Genomic DNA, 18,793 nt, shown 5'->3' with positions numbered 1-18,793 from the left:
GTCTCCTGCAACTACAGAAGCAATCGCAGTTACAGCGGACGACCGATGCCCGAGCAGGTGCTCGGATTGTTCACCGCACCGGCGTTGGTGGCGGTGGCAAAGCGAGCACGGACCGCATCACGCCATGCCTTGGTCAGCGGGATGAACTTGTGCGCGCGGATGGCGTCGTCGTTCGGGCCCTGCTCCACACCGTTGACCACGGTGCTGCCGTAATGGCGGGTCAGGAAGCCGCGCACATTGGCGCCCACGGTGGCGTTCTTGTAGCACTGGCCGAACACGAAGTTGGTGTAGCCAGCGATCGGATAGCCCGCGCTCGGGTTGCCGAACACCGGAACCCAGTTCGCGGGGTTCTCTGCAGCGGTGCCGGTCGGCGGCGCAGCGGTTTCCAGCGTGGCCTGCACGCTCACTTCATCCGGCGAGAAGCTCTTGACCTTGGCGACCTTGGTGGCATCGGTCAGGCTCGGGATGACGTCCGGGCCGACGTAGCCGACGCGGCCGTCAACGGCATAGACAGCGTTGTACAGCGCGGTGCCACCGGTGGCCGGGGCAGCGACGAAGTTCGACGGCACGGTGGTGAACAGGTTGGCGAAGGTCGACTGCACCGAGAACGCCGGCACGCCGTTGGCCAGCTTCAGGTTGGTGCCCGACACGTCAGCCGGCTGGCAGGCGCTGGTCAGGAAGCGGGTCAGCAGTTCGCTGGTGCCGCTGCTCTCGCCACGGTAGACAACCTGGATGGCACCGGTACGGCCCAGGCCCGCCAGCTGGCTCCAGTTGTTGATCTTGCCGGAGAAGATGCCGCAGATCTGGGTCACCGACAGGTCAACGGCCGAACCGGCCTTGTTGAACGGAATCGTGACCGAGGTGGCCACCGACGGGATCTGCACCAGGGCGCCGTAGCGGTTGGCATCGCCGGACACGTTGTAGGTGCTGTTGTAGGTGTTCAGCTCGGTGCTGCTCAGCACCGAATCGCTACCGGCGAAGTGCACGGTACCGGTGGTGGAGAACAGCGCCGAGTTGTTTTCCAGGAAGGCCTTCTTGCCGGTACCCGAGCCGGTCACGGCGTAGCTGAAGTTGGCCGGCAGGATGCTGTCAGCCGAACCCTTGTAGAGGTCGGCCGGCAGCGAGGCGCCGCCACCGGTGACGGCAGTCTGCGCCGAAGCGGCACCGGCGGTGGCGAGCAGCGCGGTGGCAACCAGCGCGGCCAGGGTCTTGTACTTGTTCATGATCTTCTCCTGAAGGGTTTACTGCGAAGGGAAACGCCAAGGGAGGAACGGTCACTACACGCCTGCTGCCGCCGAGGGCCTCCCAGCCCACTCTGCGGCGACGTGGCTATGCTGGTCCGCGCCGATGACAGGCCGCTTAAGAAACCTGTGGAAGATCGAAAAAAGGTGTGGAGGATTGTGTGGAGAATCGAAAGCGTGCCGTGATGCGCGTTGCGCATCACTGGACCAATTGATTCATTTCCATGATCGGCATCAGCACGGCCAGCACGATCGTCAGCACCACGCCGCCCATCACCAGGATCATGGTCGGTTCCAGCAGCGCGGTCAGTGCCATCGCGCGACGTTCGATCTCGCGCGAGATCGTCTGTGCAGCACGATCCAGCAGCGGCGCCAGCGATCCGGTCTTCTCACCACTGGCCACCAAGTGCACCAGGATAGGCGGATACACCTTCTGCACCTTCAACGCAGCACCCAGTGCCGCACCTTCGCGCACGCGCGCGGACACGTCATCGGCACAGCGTGCCAGCAGCGCATTGCCAAGCGTCTGCCGCGCCGCCTCCAAGGCACGCAGCAGTGGCACACCGGCATCCAGCAGGATCGCCAGCGTCGAGGCAAAGCGCGCACTGTTCACGCCCAGCACGAAACGCCCGACCATCGGCACCCGCAGCAGCATCGCGTCCCATCGCAGGCGCAGTTCGGGCCGGCGCAACGCCAACCGCCATGCCACCACCAGCGCAGCGATGCCCAGCCCCACCCACACGCCCCAGCTGCGCACGAACGCGCTGGCGGCCAGCATCACCTGGGTCAGCATCGGCAGCGTCTGCCGCGCCTGCACGAACGCGGTCACCACCTGCGGAACTACGTAGCTGAGCAGGAAGATCACGATCGCCACCGACACCAGGCTGATCGCCGCTGGGTAGATGAAGGCGGTCAGTACTTTGGCCTGCAGCGCGTTGCGTTCTTCGATGTAGTCGGCAAGGCGCTCCATCACCCGCGCCAGGTCACCGGAGTCTTCACCTGCGCCCACCAGCGCCCGATAGATCGGCGGGAAATCGCGCGGCCGCGCGGCCAGCGCCACGGTCAGGCGCTGGCCGGCACGCACGTCGGCGCGTACGGCGGTGAGTGCCTGGGCCACATGCGGGCGCTCGGCCTGTTCGATCACCGCAGTCAATGCGGCTTCCAACGGCAGGCTCGCGGCCAGCAGGCTGGCCAGCTGGCGCGTGGCCCAGGCCAGCTCGCTGGCAGACAGCCGGCGGGCGCCCCAGCCACTGCCCGCACCGCGCGCCGCGCTGACCTGCACGGGTGTCAGCCCGCGACCGCGCAGCAGCTGGCGTGCGCCGCGCGGGCTGTCGGCGTCCAGCTGACCCTTCTCGATGCGGCCCTGCGCGTTGGCAGCCTGGTAGTCGAACAGTGCCATGCAGGCCTCAGTCGTCGCCCGTGACGCGCAGGATCTCTTCCAGCGTGGTCACCCCGCTGTCGACCCAACGCTGGCCGTCCTGGCGCAAGGTCCGCATGCCGGCACGCCGCGCCGCCTCGCGCAGCGCAGGTTCACCCTGCCCTTCATGGATCAGCGCACGCACGCGATCGTCCACCACGAACAGCTCGTGGATGCCGGTACGCCCCCGGTAGCCGCTGTTGGCACAGGCCGCGCAGCCCACCGCGCGCCACACGGTACGGCCGTCGCCATCCACCTCGGCACGCCGGCATTGCGTGCACAGCCGCCGCACCAGCCGCTGCGCCAGTACGCCGCGCAGCGACGAGGCCAGCAGGAATGGCTCCACGCCCATGTCGGCAAGGCGGGTCACTGCCGAGATCGCGTCGTTGGTGTGCAGGGACGCCAGCACGCCATGGCCGGTCAGCGACGACTGCACCGCAATCTGCGCGGTCTCCAGGTCGCGGATCTCACCGATCATGATGGTGTCCGGATCCTGGCGCAGGATCGCGCGCAGCGCCGTGCCGAAGCTCATGCCGATACGCGCGTTGACCTGGATCTGGCCGATGCCGGCGAAGTCATACTCCACCGGGTCTTCCACGGTGAGGATGTTGCTGGTGCTGCTGTCGAGCTGGCCCAGCGCCGCGTACAGCGAGGTGGTCTTGCCGCTGCCGGTCGGCCCGGTGACCAGCACGATGCCATGCGGCTGCCGGATCAGGCCGGTGAATGTGGCCAGGGTGTCATCGGCCATGCCCAGCCGCTGCAGCTGCAGGCGGCCGGCATCCTTTTCCAGCAGGCGCAGCACGGCGCGTTCGCCATGCCCAGTCGGCACCGTGGAGACGCGGATGTCCAGCGGCCGACCGCCCACGCGGATCGCAATGCGCCCGTCCTGCGGCAGGCGCTTCTCGGCGATATCCAGGTGCGCCATGATCTTGATGCGCGATACCAGCGCCGCGTGCAGTGCGCGCCGCGGCTGCACCATGTCGCGCAGGGTGCCGTCCACCCGGTAGCGCACCACCGAATGGGTCTCGAATGGTTCGATGTGCAGATCGCTGGCGCCATCGCGTGCGGCCTGTGCCAGCAGCGCGTTGATCATGCGGATCACCGGCGCATCGTCCTGCGCGTCCAGCAGGTCGGTGACTTCCGGCATGTCCTGCATCAGCCGGTCCAGATCGACTTCGCTTTCAGCGGCACCGACCACGGCAGCGGCATCGCCGCCGTCACGGTACTGCTCACCCAGCCGCTGCTGCCAGGCCGCTGCATCCAGCGCCTGGAACGGCAGCGGGCCATGCCGTCGGCGCAGTTCGGCCACGGCCCACGCGGCGGTTTCGGCGGTACCCAGCAGCACCGACTCGCCGCCAACTTCGGACAGCATCACGCCATGGCTGCGCACCCAGGCGTACGGCAGTGGCGCGGCGGTGCTCACGGCCCGATCACCAGTTCCGGCGTGTAGCCCAGCCCGCGCAGCTGCTGCAGTGCCGGGTCCAGCGTCGCCGGATCGCGTGGCAATCGCACGCGCAGGCGTTGCCCGCTCTCGCCGGGCGTCGCTTCGGCATACGCCTGCAGGCCCAGTGCCCGCACCTGCGCCACGCCCTGGCTGGCACGCGCCGGGTCCAGCCCCTGCGCGAACTGCACCAGCTGCGCATCGCCGTCACCGGACGGGTACAGCGCCGCCAGGCTGCTGTTCTGCAGCGGCTGGCCCTGGCCATCGCGTGCATTGCCCTGGCCGAGTACAGACAGGTCCTGCGGTGGCAGCTGCGGTGCCGACAGCGCCGGCAGCGCCCAGCTCTGCACCGGCTGCGCACCGGCCTGCGCGTTGCGCATGTAGTCGTAGCGGTCTCGGGTCAGGCGCTGGCCGGCGGCCGGATCACGCACCACGTGCGGGCGCAGGAACACCATCAGGTTGGTCTTGGCGCGCTTGCGGGTATCACTGCGGAACAAGGCGCCCAGCACCGGGATCTTTCCCAGCCCCGGCACCGCATCACGGCCGTGGCTCACACTGTCTTCCAGCAGGCCACCCAACACCATGATCTGGCCATCGTCCAGCAGCACGCTGGTATCCAGGGCGCGCTTGTTGGTGATGATGCCGGCCGTGCTGTTCGCGCTCTGCGCGTCGATGCTGCTGACTTCCTGGTAGATGTCCAGCTTCACCGTGCCGCCCTCGGAGATCTGCGGGCGCACCCGCAGCTTCAGGCCCACGTCCTCGCGCACGATGGTCTGGAACGGGTTGTTGCTGCCGCCACCACCGTCGGTCACGTAGCGGCCGCTGACGAACGGCACGGTCTGCCCGACCATGATGCTGGCCGCTTCGTTGTCCAGCGTCATCAGGTTCGGCGTGGACAGGATGTTGGCACCGCCCTTGCTCTGCAGCGCGTTGGCCAACGCCTTCATGTTGAGGATCTGGCCGACGCCGGGCAGGTTGATGGTGCCGTCGATGACGCCGATCTTCAGGCCATCCTTGGGCAGCACGTCCAGGGTGGTGCGTGCGGTGGTGTTCAGCCCGCTGCCACCGGTGGTGCCGCCGAAGTGGGTGCCGCCGAAGGTGCGGCCATTGCCCAGCATCCACTGCACGCCCAGTTCGGCCGCGTCGGTCTGGTTGACCTCCACGATCAGGCTTTCCACCAGCACCTGTGCACGGCGCTGGTCGAGCTGGTCGATCACCCGCCGCAGGTTGCGGTACACCGGTTCCGGTGCCGAGATCAGCAGCGTGTTGGTGGCCACGTCCGCCTGCACCGAAATGCCGTTCTGACTGAAACCGGTGCTGCCGGCATCGATCGGGTCGCGGCGGTTCGGGTCCAGCCGCTGCGATTCCAGCGCATTGCCACCGGTCTTGGCCTGCTGCGGCTGCGACGGCTGCGACGGTGTGGCGCGGTTGGCGTCACCCGGCAGTGGCGTGATGCCTTCGTTGCTGCCCATTGCCGGTGCATCGCTCTGCCCGGCCACCACGCCGCGCAGCACGCCGGCGAGCTGATTGGCCTGGGCGTTGCGCAGGTAGACCACATGCAGGTTGCCGGACTCGTCCTGCGCGCGGTCCAGCTTCTCCACCAACTGCCGCGCCAGGCGCGTTCGGCCCGGGCTGCTGGAACGCAGCAGCACGCTGTTGCTGCGGGGGTCGGCCATCACCACCACCTTCTGGCTGGGCTCGGCGCCCTGCGCATCCAGCAGCGGCGCGACCATCGCTGCCACGTCAACGGCAATGCCCTGCTGCAGCTTCACCACATCGGTGTCCATGCCGGCCGGTGTATCGACGCTGGCGATCACCCGCGCGATGCGCTCCAGGTTGTCGGCATAGTCGGTGATCACCAGGGTGTTGTTGCCCGGGTTGGCGGTGATCGGATTGTCCGGGCTGATCATCGGCCGCAGCACCGCCACCAGCGCGGCTGCGTTCTCGTAGCGCAGCGCGAAGGTGCGCGTGGCCACCTCGCCGCCGGCCCCGCCCGCGCCCACACGGCCACCGAGCAGCTTGGCCTCGGCCTGCGGCACCACCCGGCTGACACCGCCGTTCTCGACCACGGCAAAGCCACGCATGCGCAGTGCGCCCAGCAGCAACTGGTACGCCTGGGTACGGCTGACCGGGCCATCAGAGACCACGGTCATCTTGCCGGTCACCCGCGGGTCGACCAGGAACTGGCGACCGGTGAAGCGCGCCGCCATGCGCAGTACGCCGCCGATATCGGTATCCACCAGGTTCAACTGCACCGGTTCATCGGGGGCGTCCTGCGCCTGTGCCGGTGCAACAACGTGAGCGCCACCCACGATCAGGGCCAGTACAGTGCTGCAGGCAAGGCTGCGCAACGCCCTCATGAATGGCCACCCGCAGTGAGTGCCATCACGATGTTTCCGGATATCCGTGCCGCCGGCATGTTCGCATCCCCTGTGCGTGTCAGTTGCAGTTGCTGCAGTTCGATGGCCGGATCGGCCAGCACGGGCAGCAGCCAGTTCCACAGTGCGTCAGCAGGTACGGCCTGCACCTGCAGGTGCCAACGCCCGTCGCGTGCTTCGACATGCAGTCCATCGGCGAGGCCGGCGGACTTGATTCCATTACGCAGCGCGGCCAGCGTCGGGCGCTGCCCCTGCACCTGCTGCTGGCGTTCTCGTGCACGCAGCAGCGGCGCCAGTGCGCGCGCCTGCGCCTGCAGCCGCGGCAGCTCAGCCTGCCAGTGCGCACGCTGTTTCAGCAGCGGCTCCAGCCTGAAGGACCACAGCCCCGCTGCCAGCAGCGCCAGCACCATCACCCACAGCATCCAGCGGTCGCGCGGCGGCAGGTGCTGCCAGCGTCGCTGCAGACCGGCCACACCCTCGCCCAGGCGCATGGCTCTGGCGGTCACTGTCCGCCCCCGCTCACGCGCAGGCGTCCACCGGCCTCACGCGCCAGCTGCAGGCCCTGCGCCTGCGCCGCCTGCTGCCACTTCTCCAGCCGCTGTGCGTCATCGGCTACCGCCTGCGCATCGGCGTCCAGCTCCAGTTCCAACTGGCCGGGTTGATAGTGCAGGCCGCGCACCTGGCCGCCCAACTCCGGAATCGCCTGCAGCGTCGTTGCGACCTGCCGCTGCACCGGTGGCAACGGCGGCGCCGGCAACGGCACGGCCAGCGCACGCCGCGCCTGCAGCACCGGGTCCACCACATCGGTGATCTCCGGAAAGTGCGAGCTGAACTGCCGCGCCATGTCCTGCTGCAACGCCTCGCCCTCGCTGCGCCAGCGCGAGACCTGCAGCTGCAGCCCAAGCGCAGCCAGCAACACCGCCGCCAATGCGAGGCCGATCGCCACGCGTGGTGCCTGCCTGCTGCGACCCGGCAGTGGCAACGACCACGCTGGCACGGGTCCGCACGCCTGCCGTTCATGCGCGACCACGGTGGCCGGCAGGTTCTCCGGCCACGCCGACGGCACGCTGTCGATCCACTGCACGGCCTGCACCCCGGATTGCTGAAGACGCGTCGCGAGCGACTGCAGCACCGCCGCTGTGTCGCGCCCACCGCACCACTGCACAAAACCCCGATCGCGCCCGCAGCGCACCAGTAGATGCTCGCCGGCAGCCTGCAGCGTTGCCTGGCCGTTCTGCCATGGCAGCAGCAGCGGGGTCGGGTACAGTGCCTGCAGCTGCAGTGCACATGAGGCCAGCAGCTGTTGCGCTTGCAGGACTGCCTGCTGGCCAAGCCACGCCACAGGAACCGTGCCGTCCGCCGCCTGCGCACCGTGTGCCAACGCGACCTCCTGCAGGTCATCCAGCAGCATCGCCTCTACTTCGCCCTGCAGTGCGGCCTGCAGCCTGCGGCCCGACAGTGGCGGCAGCTGCAGTTCCAGCAGGATCAGGTCCTGCGGATCGAGACAGGCCAGCACCTCGGCCTGCGGATGACGTTGCCCGAGCACGGCCAAGCCCTCGCGGCCATGGGCCAGCACCCCACCCTTGTGCAACTGCGCCCACTCGACCGTACTGTCGGCGCGCAGGTGTTCCAGCGCCGGCAGGCGCACCCTCAGCTGCACGCTCATGCTCCAATCCTCGTCCACACACGCTGCACGCGCACACTGTCATCGCGATACTCGCGCCAGATCAGGGCCCTGAAGTCGACCGCATTGCCATCGGCCTGTACCTGGCCGACGGCAAGGAACCACTCGCTATGAATGCCAAGCGGTACCACGGCCATCTGCGCGTTGCTCAGTTGCAGTCGATTGGCGATATCGCCGCGGTTGAGCAGCCAATGGCCACCGTCGCGCTCACCGAGCAGCGCCTGCAGGCGCCCCGGCTCCACGCCGGGAGTGACCGCCTGCAACACGCTGATGTCACTGGTGTTGGCATTGATCAGGGTCTGGGCCGGCAGCACCACGGTGCGCCGTGCCAGTGCCTGCACCGCCACTGGGTCGGCGCCCGCCAGGGCCTGCTCGATCACCGATTCACGCGGCAACGGCGCCTGCGCCTGCAGGTCGCCATCACGCAGCCGCGCCTGGATGTGATCGGCAGCAGATGCACAGGCACCCTGCCCCAGCCCCTGCCCGGCACACAGCGCGATGAACGCGCGCCGTGCCTCCGGGTCCGGCTTGCCATAGGCCAGCAGGTTGCGCAGGTTGAACATGGACTGTGCATCGACCAGCTGCAACTGCACCGGCAGCGGCGCCTGCAGCGTCAGTGGACGCGCCCAACGGCCGCTGCGCACCGTGGTCAACTGCTCCTTCACATCGTCACGCAGCTGCTGCGCCGCGCGCTCCAGGGTGGCATCGACCGCCATGCGCACCTGCGCACGCAGCTGGTCGCCACGCAGCGCACGCAGCTGTGCCGACTGCCGGGTCAGCAGTGCAGTGGCAATCACCGCCACCAATGCCACCACCAGCAGGGCGACGATCACCGCCATGCCGCGCTGGCGGGTGCACGGGACCGAACGCGTCCGGGCTGTCATCTGCACGCCTCACAGCTGCCAGGAGCCGATGTCCGCGTTCCCGGCGTCGCCACCGGGCTTGCTGTCCGCACCCAGCGAGAACACATCGATGTCGCCATGGGTTCCGGGAATCTGGTACTGGTACGGATGGCCCCATGGGTCATTCGGCAGGCGATCCAGATACGGTGTCACCGGCATCGCACCGCCGCCCTGCGGCGGCTTCACCAGCGCCTGCAGGCCCTGTTCGGCGCTGGGATAGCGACCGTTGTCCAGCTTGAACAACTTCAATGCCTGCATCAGCGCCGCGATGTCCTGGCGCGCCGCCACCACGCGCGCCTGGTCGGGACGGTCCATCAACCGCGGCACGATCAATGCCGCGAGAATGCCGATGATCACCACCACCACCATGATCTCGATCAGGCTGAAGCCCTGCTGCCGAGCCCTGCGACCACCCACCTGCCTTGCCATTGTTCCGCCCTCGTCATCCTGGAAGAGACCGCTGTGCCATGGTCAGCGGTGCATGTGTCAGTACGATAAACATCCGCCTGCTATTCGCTGCGCGTGTGCCTGTGCAGGCGCAGCACGTGCCGCAGGTACACATGCAGACTCGAACAAGTGCTGCGGCACGCTGGCCAGCGCATCGTCGATGCAGCCGCGCAGCAACGGGTGCGCGCAGGCCTGCAGCAGGCGCACGCACTGCATCGGCGACCACGCGGTGCCATGGTCGAGGCCGATGAACATCCGGTAGGCCTGGTGGTAGCGCAGATCGTCGTACACGCGCTGCGCACTGGTGAGATCACGCACGACCACCAGCAACGCCGCACGTTGCAGCTGCCGCACATCGCCCGCGTCAAGCGGCAGCGCGTTCATGGCCGCTTCGGGCCAGGGCCGCAGCTGCAGATCGAGGGCGCGCCGCAACGCCGCCAGCGGATGCGCGCTGCTGTCCAGTGCCGCCCAGCGCGCCGCATCGGCCCAGGAATCACTGGACAGCACCCAGACCCACGAGTGCCCATAGCGCTGCACGTTCACGGGCGTATGCCGTGCCTGTTCCAGCGACTGGCTCAGGTGACGATCCAGCTCCAGCATGCTGATCCTGCGACTGTCTGCCATCGGCGCCGCCCGTGCTCCGCGACGCGTGGTGCGTCGTACTCTGGAGAAGACGTCAGCAAGGCAGGTGAAGCGACAACGCGAATGCGTCTCTGTGCGCTGCGTGGCGCTTCATCAGCAACGTCATCGCAGCGTCATCTGCCTGCAGGCTTCGCGCTCCAGCCGCGGCGCTTCGCCCCCGCAACGGCGCGCCAGTATCGCCACATCGCTGCGTGCGGCGAACGTTGCCAGTGCATTGGACATATCCACGTCATCGCACCATGACGCCATCGCAACACGCAGCGCCGGCAGCTGCCAGCCGTCCATCACGCCATGGGTGCCGGCCACGAACCAGTGCCAAAGACGATGATGCTGTACCTGCTCGTGCAGTTGCACCAGATCGTCGATGCCGTGCATGCCCATCAGCAGCAGCACGCGCGCCATCGCCGCAGGCGGCAACGTGCCGGCCTCAGCGAGGGGCAGCACCTGCTGCTGCAGCCGTAGCAGCATCGCCAACGGGTGCGATTGCGGATCGAAGTCCAGCAGAACGGCCTGTTGCTGCCATTGCGCATCGGATACCACGCACACCCACGGCGATCCATAGCGATGCACCATCAAAGGCCGTCGCTGCGTGGTTTCCAGCAGCGCCGACAGGTTGCGGCGCAGATCCAGCACACCGATGGTCTCGTTGCGCATCCTTGGCGTCTCCTTGCTTGCAACAGCCCTGCGCGGCGCGCACGGCCAGCGTCTTCACCTAACCAAGGACGGCAATGCCACCCGGAAAGCGACGCAGATCCAGCGACATCGTCAGTCGCAGCTGCTCCAGCGCCGCGTCCGGATCATCGATGCGGAAGCGACCGCTGACCGGGGCCCGCGCCAACGCCGATTCGCCCAGCAGCACCTTGCCGCGGCGGTAGCGGTTGATTTCATCCACCACCTCGCGCAAGGGAGCGCGACGGAACACCAGCATGCCCTCGGTCCAGGCGCTCACTTCCGAGGCCAGGGCTTCGGCCACCACGCCACTGAGGCGCTCGTCGTATTGGGTCTGCTGGCCCGCCTGCAGCTGCAGGCGGCCCTGCGGGTGCTCGATGCGGGCGCTGCCCTGCAGGCAGGTCACCCGTACCTGGCCGTGGGTGTTGCGGACGTCCAGGCGCACCGCACCTTCATCGGCAATCACGCAGCCCGGCCCCGCGAACAGGGCGAGGCGCAGGCCTGCCTGGGTTTCGATCGCGGCCTGGCCCTGCACCAGCTCGAAGCCTTCGCCCTGCGTGTCCGAACGACGGCGCAGGCTGCTCTGCGTATCCAGTTCGATCTTCAGCTGCGGCAAGGGCGCGATCTGCAGCCGCTCACCGGTGCCGGTGTGGAAATCGGCCGCCATCGCCGTCACCGAGGGCCACAGCCCCAGCGGCGGGCGGATCGCCGCCACCACCACCAGACTGGCCGGTGCGGCAATCGCGGCGCCCAGGAAGGCGCGCCGGCTCCAGCGCTGGGCCGGCGTCGGCGCGACCGGCTGGCGCGCAGCGGCGGGCAGCTGTTCGCCGGCCAGGCGTACCTGCTCCCATTGCCGGCGCGCACGGCCGAATGCTTCGCGATGACGCGGATCAGCCTCGCACCACTCACGGAACCTGCGCCCATCGGCGGCGGTGGCCTCGCCCGAGGTCAGCCGCACCACCCACGCGTGGGCCTGACGCTCGACGGCATCCAGCGGGCGTTGCGGGCGATCGTCAGGATCCATGGGGGCTCATGCCGGACCCGCACGCTGCGGGGTTCTGCTCGGCGTCAAAGTGTAGACGGATGCCGCCGATCAGAACCGCACCTGACGCCCCTGTCCGCTGCGCTCGGCCAGGTAATCCTGGGCCGCCTTCAACTCACGCTGCACCAGCCGTAGCGACACGCCCAACTGGTCGGCGACGTCGCGCTGCTGCAGGCCATCGACGCGGATCGCCAGCAGGATGCGGCGTCGGCGCTCGGGCATGCGCTGCAGCAGGCCGACCATGTCTTCCAGCGCGAAATCCAGTTCGGCCGCCTGCGCCGGGCCCGGTGCCGGGTCGGCCATCTCCATCAGCGTATCCACCTCTTCCAGGCTCAGCAGGCGGTGGTCGGCACGCTGGCGGTCGATCACCGTGTTCATCGCCATGCGCAACAGGTAGGCCGCGGGGTTCTGCACGGCATCCAGGCGGTCACGGCGCGCACTCAGGCGCATCCAGGTGTCCTGCAGCGCATCGCCGGCCAGCTCCTCCGAGCCCAGCTTGCGCACCAGGCGGCGCTTCAGCTCGTCGTAGGCCCCCAGAAGGTGGTCCATCAGGTCAACTGCCCCAGCCGTACCGTTGCTCATGTTCGAATCCTTGAAGTCATGGAAGGGGCGCGCGCCGGCCACAGTCGTGGTCGGTGCCGGAAGGTCGGATCTGCAGGGTCACCGGCTGCGGCAGCGCGGCGGCATCGGGCGCAAGCACCAGGCCCTGCAGCGCCTGCAGCAGGCGTGCATCGCGGCGGGCGCTGCCACTGCCTGAGAGCAGCTCGGGCGCATGCACCTGGCCTTCGCCGTCGACGTGGAAGCGCAGCGTCGCGGCATAGCGGCCGGGCGCGATCTCGGGGTCGTCACAGAACACCGCACGCAGGCGCTGCTGCAGCCCGCCATAGCGACGCCGACGCTCGGCCTCGGGAAGTTCGGCACCAGTACCGGGTTCGGCGACCGAGGGCGTGCCCCGGCGCAGCACCACGCGCTGCTCACCGATCATCTCGGCCTCGATGCCGGTGTCCTGCAGCAGCATCTGCAAGGCAGGCAGCGGCGCAAGGCTGGCGCGCAGCGCATGGCTGCTACGGCCGGCGGCAAGATCGCCCGGGTACATCACCGACCACCCGCTGATGACGCTGAAGCGCTCGACCGCCTGCTCCAGCGGCTGCGCAGGGATGTCGTAGGCATGAACACCGTCCCGCGCCACAGCGGCAAAGGACAGCAGCAGCCATGCGGCGATGGCCACCTTCCAAGTTCTGACCGCATGGTGTCCATTCAGCCCCCTGACGTAGAACACATGACCCTCGGCAGCGACAGCAGCTGCAGTGGACGCGCGCCACGACCGGAACCCCGGCCCGCGCGCGACCAGCAAGCGGGCTCAAACCGTACCGGGGGCACATGTCATTGCGATGACCGCCGCCCACGGCCGACCGTCGGGCCAGCCTTCCTGGAGCCAGTCACGGATCAGGCATCAACGAGTCGAACAGACCATGTCCTCCAGGCGTGGGGTCAGAGCCCGTTGCACAGCAACGGGATCCGACCCCGACAGGTCGCGGGGAACTGTCAGGCGCGGGGCGGTGTGGGCAGGCAGGACCGTTGGCGCCATGGATGGCGCCATCGAGCCCCCATGGATGGGTCTACGGCGTGTCCTGCCTGGCCACACCGCCCCGCCGCCCTGGGAACATCGCCGTTGCAGTTGCTGTTGCTCCTGAGGTTGCCGGCCAGCGGCCGGCACTACCGCGGGTGCCGGGTGCAACCCGGCCGGAACCACCCATCCTCAAAGCGGCAACTGGGTCGTCTGCTTGATCCGCTGCATCGGGATCTCGGTCTTGGTGTTCTGCACCCCGGCAATCCGGTTCAGGTGCTGCATCTGGAACTGCCGGTAAGCATCCAGGTCCGCCACCGCCACCCGCAGCAGGAAATCGCAGTCACCGGCCATCAGATGGCATTCAAGCACTTCCGGGAACGACTTGATGCTGTTGATGAAGTGGTTGGTGGTGTCCTCGTCCTGCCCGCGCAGCCACACTCGCACGAACACCGTGAAGCCACGACCCACCTTCGCCTCATTCAGCAGGGCCACGTAGCGGTCGATGTAGCCGCCCTCCTCCAGCAGCCGCACCCGCCGCAGGCAGGCCGAGGGAGAAAGGCCCACCAGCCGGGCCAGCTCCAGGTTCTGCAGCCGTCCGTCACGCTGCAGGGCATCGAGGATGCGGCGATCGAGGTTGTCGAGCTGATACTGCACGGGATTTCACCTTTGGCGACCTTGGCCGCATGGAATCTCAATATTCCCGAATTGAATGGCATCAACGCAACCCGATTTCGCGATCGGACCGCTAGGATGGGCCACCCCCACCTCGTTGTGCCGTTCCATGGACGCCCGTACCACCCTCCCCCTGCCCGATACCTGCGATACCGCCCCGCGCGCCGAATTCCTGCGCGGCCTGCGCGCCGCCGTGCCGGTGATGATCGGCTTCATTCCGTTCGCCCTGGTGCTCGGCGCCCAGGCCGCGCAGAAAGGCCTGAGCGCACTGGAAGTGCCGCTGATGACCGGCCTCAACTTCGCCGGCGGCTCGGAGTTCGCCGCCGTCGAACTGTGGACCTCGCCGCCGCATATCGCGCTGATCGTGGCGATCACCGCGCTGGTCAACAGCCGCCACCTGCTGATGGGCGCCAGCCTGGCCCCGCTGCTGCAGCACCTGCCGCGCCGCCGCGTGCTGCCGGCCCTGTTCTTCATGTGCGACGAAAGCTGGGCGATGGGCGTGGCCGACGCGCGCCGCCGTGCGCTCGGCTTCAGCCTTTCCTACTACCTGGGCGTCTCGGCCGGCCTGTACACGGTCTGGGTGGCCTGTACCGCGCTGGGCGCGATCGTCGGCCCGATGCTGGGCGACATCCACGCCTATGGTTTCGACATGGCCTTCCCGGCCGTGTTCCTGGTGCTGCTGCGCGGCATGTGGCAGGGCATGAAAGCAGCGCGTCCGTGGCTGGTCAGCCTGGTGGTGGCCGCGGCCACCTACCTGCTGGTTCCCGGCGCCTGGTACGTGGCCAGCGGCGCGCTGGCCGGCCTGGCCGCAGCCTGGCTGCTGGCGGAGGACGCGGCATGATCTTCAACGGACTGATCCACTGGACCTCGGTGCTGACCATCGTGCTGATGGCCGCTGCCACCTACCTGACCCGCATCATCGGCTTCCTCGCGCTGCGCAACCGCACGCTGAGCAAGCGCGCAGTGACGGTGATGGAAGCCGCGCCGGGCTGCGTGCTGATCTCGGTGATCGCGCCCGACTTCGTCGCCGACAAGCCCGCCGACCTCGCCGCGCTCGCCATCACGCTACTGGTCGCCACGCGCTTTTCAATGTTGCCCACGGTGTTGATCGGCGTGGTGTCGGCCGGTGTGCTGCGCTATCTGATGGGCTGACGCACGCGCGAGGTCCCCACGTGTGTGTGACTGGAGGCGCGACGGTCGCTATCAGCTCGACCTGCACATTTGCGTGCCGCCTCAAACGTGGCCCGGAGCCACCTACTGGAGGTGTTTGAAACAATTCCGATTGCCTGATCGAGCCTGAGCCGGTACGGATCGACTGCCGAATCAGCGGGTTGAGCTGATCGATCAATCGACGTCCAACGTGGAGAGTACCAATGAGCAATCTGCGAGTTGTCGTGGCAGCAATCGGTATCACCCTCACATCTACTCGCGGGCTGCCCCTCTGATGCAGCGCCGTCAGTCCAGGCGTACCCAGCCGGGCCCCGCGCTCGGGCTCTATGCTGGGCTGGCGGCAATCCTTCTGGCCACAAGTGCGTGCCAATCCATCCAGCTGCCTCCCCGGAACCTGGTCAGTCCCGATGGAGGGTATGCCACCCTGCTGCGAGACCCTTCCTCACATCTGAAGATCAGCACAGTGTCGGTGCTACCCGGTCCAGAAAGCTCGGAGTATCCCAATCGATCCATCGAGTGCGGGTGGTCATCCGTCGCAACTCGAGTTCTCTGGGCAGATCGAGCGCTTTCGGCCATGCAGGCGTCACGGCTCTGCGAGGCCGCCGCACGATCCGCTGGACTGCCGCTCCAGGCCAATGGGCAGGAACGGACGCCTATGCGCTATCAGTTGACGATCGTAAGTGACGGAGGCGGCATCTGGCGACAGCTGCCGGAACCAGAGCCGCCGGGTCAGATGGTCAGCTTCTGGTTTCCCTCCGGCCCCGACACCGACTCGCTGCGCAGGCGCCTGATCGCCACCACCGCCCATGAGTTCCAGCATATCGCCACCGCATTGGCAGGACACCCTCGGCGCGGCGGGCAGCGCGAACCAGACGCCTATCTGGCAGGCGCATGTGCCCAGCTGATGATCGAAGGCGCCGTTGCACGTGCGGATCTGCCTGGCGGACACGATCCGCGAGCTGATCCGTTTCTGCCATCGGCAGCCAGGCGCTCCGCGCATGCAGGCAGTACGACCGGGGGAGCGCTGCTGCGGTTCTTCGGTGACGCGGACACCTTGCACATCAATGAGGGAGGCCGCCACCTGATGCGGCATTGCCACGAGACGATCGGCTTTCCCCTGCAGCAGTGAACGCTCCCTGCGACACCCGGTCGCAGGCCATCCCGCCACCCGCTTGATCAATGTCAAACCGCCCGCCGCCGCGCGGGCGTATCTCTATGCAGGAACCCAATACGCCGGTGTCACCGGCATCCAAAGGACCTGCGATGAGCTACACCCCCGACAACGCCCAGCTGCTGAGTGCCATGCAGAACGTCATGGTGATCTCCACCACCGACCTGCAGGGCAACATCACCTACGCCAACGACCTGTTCTGCACGCTCACCGGGTTCGCGCGCGAGGAACTTATCGGCCAGCCGCACAGCATCGTGCGCCATCCTGACGTGCCCAAGGCGGTCTACAAGGACATGTGGGACACCATCAAGGCTGGCAAGACCTGGACCGGCATCGTGCCCAACCTCGGCAAGGGTGGCGTGCTCTACGTGGTCGACACCACCGTGCAACCGCTGTTCGACGCCGACGGCAACATCACCTCGTACATCAGCATCCGCCGCGTGGTGAACGACCTGATGCAGAACTACGACCTGGTGGAGTTCAGCAAGGAAAAGTTCGACGACTTCTACGAGGCCGCGTGAACGCCCTCCCGACAAGCACGCCCTTCAGCCGCCTGCTGGTGGGCTTCGCGTCCGAGTCGGGCAATGCCCGCGCCCTGGCCCAGCGCCTGGGCGCGGACCTGCAGCCGCACGCGCCGCTGGTGGTCCCGTTCAACGACATCGACGTGGCCAGTCTCGGCCACGGCGATGTGCTGCTGGCGATCTCCAGTTCCTTCGGTGACGGCGAACCGCCAGCCAACGGCGAGCAGTTCTTCGAAACACTGCGCCAGACCCCGACGCTGAGCGGCCTGCGCTATGCGGTGTTCGGCCTCGGCGACACCGGCTACCCCAGCTTCTGCGGCTTCACCAAGGCGCTGGATGCCGCGCTGAGCGAGCGCCAGGCGCAACCGCTGCTGCATCGCGTGGATGCCGACCTCGGCTACGAGCAGTTCTTCCAGCAATGGCAGCCGGTGCTGGGCCAGGTGCTGGACGGCGACGTGAACGCTGGCCAGGACCTGCACCTGCAGGTCACCGCCTATGGCGAAGACAATGCGTTTGCCGCCCCCATTCTCGAACGCCGCCGCTTGAACAGCAGCGACCCGGCCGCCTGGCACCTGCAGCTGGACATTGCCGGCAGTGGCATGGCGTACCGCGCGGGCGACACCCTGCACGTAGTACCCGAGAACGACCCTGCCCTGCTGCAGGCATTGGCCACCTGGTATGGCGACACTGCCGCCGTGACCGCCCTGCATGACCGCGAGCTGCGCCTGCTGAGCAAGGGCGTGCTGCGCGAACTGGCCAGGCTCGGCGGCAGCGAGCTGCTGAAGGGCCTGCTGAAGGTCAGCCAGAAACGCGAGCTGGAAGCCTACCTGCACGGGCTGGACCTGCTGGACGTGCTGCAGGACCACGCTACCCCGGACAGCGTGCCGCTGGCCCGCCTGCACGAGCTGCTGTCACCGCGCCTGCCGCGCGCCTATTCGATTGCCTCGCACCCCTGCAACGACCAGCTGAGCCTGTGCGTGCGCGAAGTACGCTACACCCTGCGCGGCCGCGAGCGCTTCGGCACTGCCACCGGCAGCCTGCTGCATGGCGGCGACCACGCCCGCGTGTACTGCCGCTCCAACCCGGGCTTCCACCTGCCCGATACAGGCGAAGCGCCGCTGTTGCTGGTCGGTACCGGCACCGGTATCGCGCCGCTGATGGGCCTGATGCAGGAGCTGCAGGCCAACGCCTGCGAACGCGAAGTGCACCTGGTGTTCGGCGAGAAGCACAGCCAGCACGACTACCTGTATCGCGAGCAGCTGCAGGACTGGCACGCGCGTGGCGTGCTGGCCGGCCTGCATACCGCGTTCTCGCGCGATGGCGCCGACAAGGTCTATGTGCAGCATGTGCTGCAGCAGCGCGGCGATGAAGTGCGCGATGTGCTGGCCCGCGGTGGGCATCTGTACCTGTGCGGCAACAAGAGCCACCTGGAAAGCGCGGTGCGCGAGGCCATCGATGCCATCAGTGGCGAAGGGCACTGGGACGCGCTGCGGGGCGAAGGCCGCACGCACTGCGAGCTGTATTGATCCATTCCACTGGATTGCGCGAACGCTGGACTGGTAGAGCCGGCCGCTGGCCGGCTGCTCCGGAATCCGTGGTTGCCGGCCAGCGGCCGGCACTACCATTAGATGTAGCCATTCATCGCCTGAGCGTCGCGGAACCCCTGAACCGGTAGAGCCGGCCGCTGACCGGCTGCTCCGGATTCCACGGTTGCCGGCCAGCGGCCGGCACTACCACCAGATGCAACCATTCATCACCTGAGCGTCGCGGAACCCCTGAACTGGTAGAGCCGGCCACTGGCCGGCTGCTCCGGATTCCATGGTTGC

The 18,793-nt window shown here is 67.8% G+C and carries 19 protein-coding genes; 5 read left to right on the top strand and 14 right to left on the bottom strand.

Annotation, left to right across the window (positions count from 1 at the left end; genetic code table 11):
• Window positions 1–29: 29 nt before the first annotated feature.
• From V3B48_RS09585 to V3B48_RS09520, 14 genes are all read right to left on the bottom strand, one after another.
• Window positions 30–1,223, bottom strand: coding sequence for a substrate-binding domain-containing protein (locus V3B48_RS09585; protein ID WP_329893619.1), 1,194 nt, complete (start codon window positions 1,221–1,223; stop codon window positions 30–32).
• A gap of 217 nt (window positions 1,224–1,440) precedes the next feature.
• Complete coding sequence (gspF, locus tag V3B48_RS09580; protein WP_180838029.1) at window positions 1,441–2,640, bottom strand: type II secretion system inner membrane protein GspF; 1,200 nt, start codon at window positions 2,638–2,640, stop codon at window positions 1,441–1,443.
• Window positions 2,641–2,647: 7 nt separating this feature from the next.
• Entirely contained in the window at window positions 2,648–4,081 is a 1,434-nt protein-coding gene (gspE, locus tag V3B48_RS09575) for a type II secretion system ATPase GspE (RefSeq protein ID WP_329893618.1), read from the bottom strand.
• Window positions 4,078–6,459 carry a type II secretion system secretin GspD gene (gspD, locus tag V3B48_RS09570; RefSeq protein WP_329893617.1) on the bottom strand — a complete coding sequence of 794 codons (2,382 nt, stop codon included), beginning with the start codon at window positions 6,457–6,459 and terminating at the stop codon, window positions 4,078–4,080. The genes gspE and gspD overlap by 4 nt, the downstream gene beginning before the upstream one ends.
• On the bottom strand, window positions 6,456–6,983 hold the full coding sequence (gene gspM, locus V3B48_RS09565; protein ID WP_329893616.1) for a type II secretion system protein GspM: 528 nt from the start codon (window positions 6,981–6,983) through the stop codon (window positions 6,456–6,458). The genes gspD and gspM overlap by 4 nt, the downstream gene beginning before the upstream one ends.
• Window positions 6,980–8,143, bottom strand: a complete 1,164-nt coding sequence (gspL, locus tag V3B48_RS09560) for a type II secretion system protein GspL (RefSeq protein ID WP_329893615.1) — start codon at window positions 8,141–8,143, stop codon at window positions 6,980–6,982. Before gspL ends, gspM begins: the two co-directional genes overlap by 4 nt.
• Window positions 8,140–9,045, bottom strand: coding sequence for a type II secretion system minor pseudopilin GspK (gspK, locus tag V3B48_RS09555; protein WP_329893614.1), 906 nt, complete (start codon window positions 9,043–9,045; stop codon window positions 8,140–8,142). The genes gspL and gspK overlap by 4 nt, the downstream gene beginning before the upstream one ends.
• A 9-nt stretch (window positions 9,046–9,054) precedes the next feature.
• Window positions 9,055–9,492, bottom strand: a complete 438-nt coding sequence (gene gspG / locus V3B48_RS09550; RefSeq protein WP_110712520.1) for a type II secretion system major pseudopilin GspG — start codon at window positions 9,490–9,492, stop codon at window positions 9,055–9,057.
• 57 nt (window positions 9,493–9,549) lie between these two features.
• Entirely contained in the window at window positions 9,550–10,110 is a 561-nt protein-coding gene (locus tag V3B48_RS09545) for a hypothetical protein (RefSeq protein ID WP_329893613.1), read from the bottom strand.
• Window positions 10,111–10,254: 144 nt separating this feature from the next.
• On the bottom strand, window positions 10,255–10,806 hold the full coding sequence (locus tag V3B48_RS09540; protein WP_329893612.1) for a hypothetical protein: 552 nt from the start codon (window positions 10,804–10,806) through the stop codon (window positions 10,255–10,257).
• Window positions 10,807–10,864: 58 nt separating this feature from the next.
• The gene (locus tag V3B48_RS09535) at window positions 10,865–11,845 is read right to left on the bottom strand and encodes a DUF4880 domain-containing protein (protein WP_107433708.1); all 981 of its coding nucleotides are present in this window, start codon (window positions 11,843–11,845) and stop codon (window positions 10,865–10,867) included.
• A 69-nt stretch (window positions 11,846–11,914) separates the two neighbouring features.
• Window positions 11,915–12,445: a sigma-70 family RNA polymerase sigma factor gene (locus V3B48_RS09530; protein ID WP_032128154.1), complete on the bottom strand. Its 531-nt coding sequence runs from the start codon at window positions 12,443–12,445 to the stop codon at window positions 11,915–11,917.
• Window positions 12,446–12,461: 16 nt separating this feature from the next.
• Window positions 12,462–13,142 (bottom strand): STN domain-containing protein, encoded by a 681-nt coding sequence (locus V3B48_RS09525; protein WP_125893671.1) that lies wholly within the window; start codon window positions 13,140–13,142, stop codon window positions 12,462–12,464.
• Window positions 13,143–13,622: 480 nt separating this feature from the next.
• Window positions 13,623–14,087, bottom strand: coding sequence for an Lrp/AsnC family transcriptional regulator (locus tag V3B48_RS09520; RefSeq protein ID WP_005413654.1), 465 nt, complete (start codon window positions 14,085–14,087; stop codon window positions 13,623–13,625).
• A 127-nt stretch (window positions 14,088–14,214) separates the two neighbouring features.
• Between V3B48_RS09520 and V3B48_RS09515 the strand changes: the two genes are divergently transcribed.
• The 5 genes from V3B48_RS09515 to V3B48_RS09495 all read left to right on the top strand — a co-directional run bounded on the left by V3B48_RS09515 (window position 14,215) and on the right by V3B48_RS09495 (window position 18,493).
• Window positions 14,215–14,946: an AzlC family ABC transporter permease gene (locus tag V3B48_RS09515; protein ID WP_049400393.1), complete on the top strand. Its 732-nt coding sequence runs from the start codon at window positions 14,215–14,217 to the stop codon at window positions 14,944–14,946.
• Window positions 14,943–15,257 carry an AzlD family protein gene (locus tag V3B48_RS09510; RefSeq protein WP_065723444.1) on the top strand — a complete coding sequence of 105 codons (315 nt, stop codon included), beginning with the start codon at window positions 14,943–14,945 and terminating at the stop codon, window positions 15,255–15,257. The genes V3B48_RS09515 and V3B48_RS09510 overlap by 4 nt, the downstream gene beginning before the upstream one ends.
• Window positions 15,258–15,930: 673 nt before the next feature.
• Window positions 15,931–16,404 (top strand): hypothetical protein, encoded by a 474-nt coding sequence (locus V3B48_RS09505; protein ID WP_329893611.1) that lies wholly within the window; start codon window positions 15,931–15,933, stop codon window positions 16,402–16,404.
• A gap of 134 nt (window positions 16,405–16,538) precedes the next feature.
• Entirely contained in the window at window positions 16,539–16,967 is a 429-nt protein-coding gene (locus tag V3B48_RS09500) for a PAS domain-containing protein (RefSeq protein WP_125893679.1), read from the top strand.
• A complete protein-coding gene (locus tag V3B48_RS09495) occupies window positions 16,964–18,493 on the top strand; it encodes a sulfite reductase flavoprotein subunit alpha (RefSeq protein WP_329893610.1) in 1,530 nt (509 codons plus the stop codon). The genes V3B48_RS09500 and V3B48_RS09495 overlap by 4 nt, the downstream gene beginning before the upstream one ends.
• Window positions 18,494–18,793: the final 300 nt, after the last annotated feature.

It is taken from the genome of Stenotrophomonas sp. SMYL20 (assembly GCF_036320045.1).
GTDB classification, from domain to species: domain Bacteria; phylum Pseudomonadota; class Gammaproteobacteria; order Xanthomonadales; family Xanthomonadaceae; genus Stenotrophomonas; species Stenotrophomonas maltophilia_A.
Note: the sequence above shows the minus strand (reverse complement) of the source record. Positions and strands in the feature narration are given on the sequence as shown.